Origin of the sequence: Chamaesiphon sp. VAR_69_metabat_338, from assembly GCF_031423935.1 — a bacterium.
GTDB lineage: Bacteria > Cyanobacteriota > Cyanobacteriia > Cyanobacteriales > Chamaesiphonaceae > Chamaesiphon.
This window is the reverse complement of the sequence record NZ_JANPGM010000445.1, coordinates 1-4,943: the sequence shown is the minus strand read 5'-3', so window position 1 is coordinate 4,943 and position 4,943 is coordinate 1. Positions and strand designations below refer to the sequence as shown.

General features: G+C 48.5%; 4 protein-coding genes. 3 read left to right on the top strand and 1 reads right to left on the bottom strand.

Going from position 1 to position 4,943, the window contains the following annotated elements:
* On the bottom strand, nt 1-663 hold a 663-nt coding region (locus tag RMO84_RS12365; RefSeq protein ID WP_310488755.1), incomplete at its 3' end, for an ABC transporter substrate-binding protein.
* Nucleotides 664-854: 191 nt separating this feature from the next.
* Here RMO84_RS12365 and RMO84_RS12360 point away from each other — a divergent pair.
* From RMO84_RS12360 to RMO84_RS12350, 3 genes are all read left to right on the top strand, one after another.
* Complete coding sequence (locus tag RMO84_RS12360; RefSeq protein WP_310488754.1) at nt 855-2,009, top strand: FtsW/RodA/SpoVE family cell cycle protein; 1,155 nt, start codon at nt 855-857, stop codon at nt 2,007-2,009.
* 227 nt (nt 2,010-2,236) lie between these two features.
* On the top strand, nt 2,237-3,649 hold the full coding sequence (locus tag RMO84_RS12355) for a 1-acyl-sn-glycerol-3-phosphate acyltransferase (protein WP_310488753.1): 1,413 nt from the start codon (nt 2,237-2,239) through the stop codon (nt 3,647-3,649).
* A gap of 177 nt (nt 3,650-3,826) precedes the next feature.
* On the top strand, nt 3,827-4,943 hold a 1,117-nt coding region (locus tag RMO84_RS12350), incomplete at its 3' end, for a chloride channel protein (RefSeq protein WP_396135841.1).

Below are 4,943 nucleotides of genomic sequence, written 5' to 3'. Positions count from 1 at the left end.
CATAAACATGCCGTTAGAAACTAAATCTTTAGGGTTGGTATCGGTGCCCCAAGTACTTAAGAATAACGGTTTACCTTTGTTGTCTTTTTTATCGATCGTCGGGCGTAATGTATGAGCGGGGAGGATGCTAACGCCCAAAGAACGGAGGAAAGGGGCGAATGGTTCTGGTGTCGTAAATTCAATCCGACTGTCGTCGATTTTTTTGACGGTTGGTAATTGTCGCTTTTTACCGATTTTCAGAATGTCACGCTGATCGGTAGGAATCGCCTCATTAAAATAAACTTCATTAAAAGTAAAGGCTACATCATCAACTGTCAACGGCTGACCATCAGACCACTTCAGATTTGGCTTGAGTGTAAACGTAATCCGCTTTTTATCTGGTGAGATTTCCCAAGATTGCGCCAGTGCTGGTTCGATTTTGCCTTTACCATTTTCGGTAATTAAGCCTTCACCGACATAGCCAAAAATATTTGGCGATTCATTACTTAAGGCGGGGTTAAAAGTTTTGGGATCGCTGAGAATTGCCGAAACCAATCGCTCGCTACTTTGAGCAGCAGCAGAATCGATCGGTTGTTGACAGCTACTAATACCGATCGCGATCGCCAAAACGACCAGACCCAGCGACCAGCGTTGCCAGTTAGTAATGATGATATTTTTTAACATTAGTAAAATTTGATGAGACGAGGCGATGCAGTCGGGATCTAGAGAATAGCTCTAATAATTAGGTGTTGTGGTTAAATGGTATAAGTTTTCGATCTGGTCTGACAAGTCCACTCCAGATTGGGCTTGAGTCAAAATTACGCTACCGTTCGGATCGTCCCTAGCTTGTACCCTCACCCCTATCGAGCAATATCGTGAATGTGCGCCTGTTGATTCCATTTTTCGACCCCACAGTAAAAAACTGGTCGCTCACAGCGCGATTGATGCGGTGGTTGACTTTTTTATGGCTGACAATCGGGATGGTGGTGCTATTCTCTGCGTCCTATTATCATGGCTCGATCGAGCGAAAAGATGGCTTATATTATTTCAACCGTCAAATTATTGCGGTCGTAATTAGTCTGTTGCTGTTTAATGCGATCGTCCATTTACCGCTGCGCAAACCGCTCAAAATTGCTCACTGGTTGTTACTCGGGGTGTTACTACTGCTATTGATGACCGCCTTGCCAGGAATCGGTAAAAATACGATGGGTGCGACGCGGTGGATCGGGTTTGGGCCGATCCAACTACAACCCTCAGAATTAATCAAACCTATGCTGGTATTGCAAGCAGCCAAACTATTTGGTAAATGGCAGCAGTATCCCACCAAGGTAAAGGCGACCTGGTTGGCAATTTTTGCACTGGTATTACTGACAATTTTAAAACAACCCAATCTCAGCACTACTTCCCTGTGCGCGTTGGGTTTGTGGTCGATCGCGTTTGCAGCTGGCTTACCCCTGCGACAATTAACGCTGACGGCTATTGGTGGTGTCGTGGTTGCGGGGATGAGCTTATTGCTAAACGCATACCAGCGCGCGCGCATCATCTCATTTATCGATCCGTGGGCGGATGCTCAGGGTAATGGTTTTCAACTGGTACAAAGTTTACTCGCGATCGGTTCTGGTGGCGTCTGGGGAAATGGCTTTGGTTTATCTCAGCAAAAATTAGACTACTTACCGATTCAGGATACAGATTTTATCTTCTCGGTGTTTGCTGAAGAGTTCGGCTTGGTGGGTAGCGTATTGTTGCTCCTAATGGTGATGAGTTATGCCACTTTAGGATTATTAATTGCACGGCGCAGCCAGCAGCCAGTGCATCGAGCGATCGCTGTGGGCGCAACTACTTTCATCGTCGTTCAATCATTATTTAATATTGGTGTAGCCGCCGGGACGCTGCCGACAACGGGTTTACCCCTGCCGATGTTTAGTTATGGTGGCAGTTCGATGATGGCATCGTTGATGCTCTCAGCACTACTGATTCGCGTAGCCAGGGAATCAGCAGAAGCCAAGGTAATTCAACTCAATCGGGTTTAACAGTCGATCGTTGACAGCGTTCTGAATTGAGCCAGGAATTTAGCAGATGCCAGCTTCTAAACTCCCGATTTTTAGTAAAAATATTTTGCAGCTTTAATCTCTAGATCGATTTTAATTAAGCGATATTGGCTCTCACACCTCGATACTACCAATGAAATCAGTCATTTCTACGGTGATTAATTTTAGAATTAAAGGTATCCTCAACTGGGTCAGAGAGTATTTTTCACATGCCCCAAATTACCAAAGCTCAACCTCGGTTAGCATTTTTAGCCCCAAAATTTAATCTTTGGGTGCTGCGGCTAGTCGCCTGGATGTTGCCTTACTGGTTAAAATACAAACTGCATATCCTGAAAATCGATGTCACTGATATCGATCGATTAGTGGAAGTTTACAAGCAAGCACAGATGGGTAGGCTGCGCTTGACGATCGCTTTTCGCCATCCTACTCCCGATGATGCTCTGTGCTTGGGGTACTTATTGACCAAAATCTTACCGGTAGCGGCCAGAAAGCATCGGATTGTCTTCAGATCTCCGATCTTCGCGCACTTTGTCTACGATCGCAGCAAACTTTTGGGGGCGGGTAAAATTGTCAGTTGGATGTATCGGCGCATGGGTGGGATTCCGATCCAGCAGGGTCGCACTGACAGGTTGGCACTCAAGACCGCACGGGAGTTGCTCGTCAACAGTAATATGCCCATCGCCATCGCACCTGAGGGTGCGAGTAACGGACAAAGTGAGTTTGTCAGTCCGTTAGAGTCAATCGCCGCTCAGATTGGTTTTGGGGGGATGGAAGATTTGGATCGAGTCAGACGAGACGAGGATGTGGCGATCGTCCCAATCGGCATCCAATATTACTATTTACACGAACCCTGGGATCGACTCGAACGGCTGATTTATGAATTGGAAACCGACTGTGGGCTAATTGTCGATCGCCACGATTCGCTGGTAGCCATCGGTCAAAGTGATGGACGACCGATGCGCAAACTGCTCTACGACAGGTTTTATCATCTGAGTCAACATTTGCTTTATCAAGTTGAGAATTTTTACGCTCAGTTTTATCAGTATCAAATCCCCGAACGTCCGCCGGTCGAACAAACGATTTCCCGCACGGAAATTTCCCAACGACTCCAGCAACTTTTAGATTTTGCGCTCCAAGTTTCCGAAAGTTACTTCAATCTCCAACCACAAGGCACTAAAACCGATCGCTATCGGCAGATCGAACGCGCCGGTTGGGATTGGATTTATCGCGAAGAATTGACTGCACCCGAAAATTTATCTCCAGTCAGTCGAAAATTAGCCGATCGAATTGCCACTGAAGCCGACTTACGGCTGTGGCACCTGCGAATTGTCAAAAGTTTGGTTGCGATTGCTAGCCCTTATGTCAAAGATCGCCCGACGATCGATCGCTTCGCCGAGATCGCGCTGCTCCTATGGGATCTCGTCGCGCGGATTCAAGACAAAAAACCGGACGGTCGTCCCGTACTCGGCGATCGTCGCGTCCTGATGACCGTTGGCAACGCTATCCCCCTTTCCGATTATTGGGATCGGTACAAAAGTGGCCGCCGCCAAGCCAAACAAGCCACGATCGATCTCACCCAAGAATTGCAAACCGCAATGGAAGGCTCGATCGATCGCGGTTAAAGAGACGGGGGGACTGGGAGACACTTAAGAGCACTTGCGTTCAAACTCACTACCCTCTACCCCCTAAAACCTAAAACCTAAAGCCTAATCCCCTAAACCGATCCCCATTCTCCGCAAATAAACATTACAATTTAATTAACAAAATTTAATCACCCTCTCATAGTTCTGGCGTTATCCATGACCGTAATTCCGCCATCCTCAGTGTCCCCCATGGCACCACTGCTCTCACGCCTAACTAGCAAGCTCAATCGGCTCGAACCCTCTCCCGGTCTGGTCGTCATGCTGCTATCGGTTTTCATTGGTGGTGCCGCTGGATTGGGGGTAGTATTCTTTCATTACCTCATCGATTTATTCAATACATCCTCTCATACACTCATCGTCGATAAAATCGATGGCCTGTTCCATCTTGAGGGTGTGAAAAATTCTTGGCCGTTGGCCTTAGTGCCGATCTTTGGTGGGGCGATCGTCGGGATAATGCGGTGGTATTGGCAGGATTTTGGCCCCAATATGAATTCGATGATCGCCGCTACCCAAGACAGTCAGCCGATTACGCCGTGGCGGGGACTAGTCAAAATGGTGGCTGCATCGGTATCGCTAGGGACTGGAGCTTCACTGGGGCCAGAGGGGCCGAGTGTGGAAATTGGCGCAAATCTGGGGATGTTTTTGGGTCAGGCATTGCATGCATCCCAGGAGCGGCAGCGATTGTTGCTGGGTGCGGGGGCGGCAGCAGGGATTGCCGCTGGATTTAATGCCCCGATCGCGGGCGTGTTTTTTGCCCTAGAGTTAGTCTTGGGCACCACTTTTGCGACTTCGGCAGTGAGTGTGGTGGTATTGGCGGCAGTGGTGGCATCGCTAGTCGCACAAATTGGCTTGGGAGCCAGACCAGCATTCGCACTCCCCGTCTACGAAGTTAAGAGTTTATTCGAGTTGCCGCTCTATCTGGTGTTGGGTGGGCTAGCGAGCGTGGTGTCATTTGCTTATACCCAGACTGTCGATTTTGCTAGAGCCGCTTTTCAGGGGAAGGTGAGTTATTTACCGGCACTGGGCAAGATTCCGCGCTGTTTGACCCCCGTACTGGGTGGGGCGATCGTGGGGATTGTGGCATTGAAGTTTCCGCAAGTAACTGGCATCGGCTACGAGACGATCGAAGCGATGTTGCAAGACGTCCAATTTTCGATCCTATTACTCGTCTCGATTTTGGCGATCAAAATGCTGCTGACAGCCATCAGTTTGGGAAGTGGCTTGGTGGGCGGTTTGTTTGCACCCTCGATGTTTTTGGGGGCGACGATGGGAG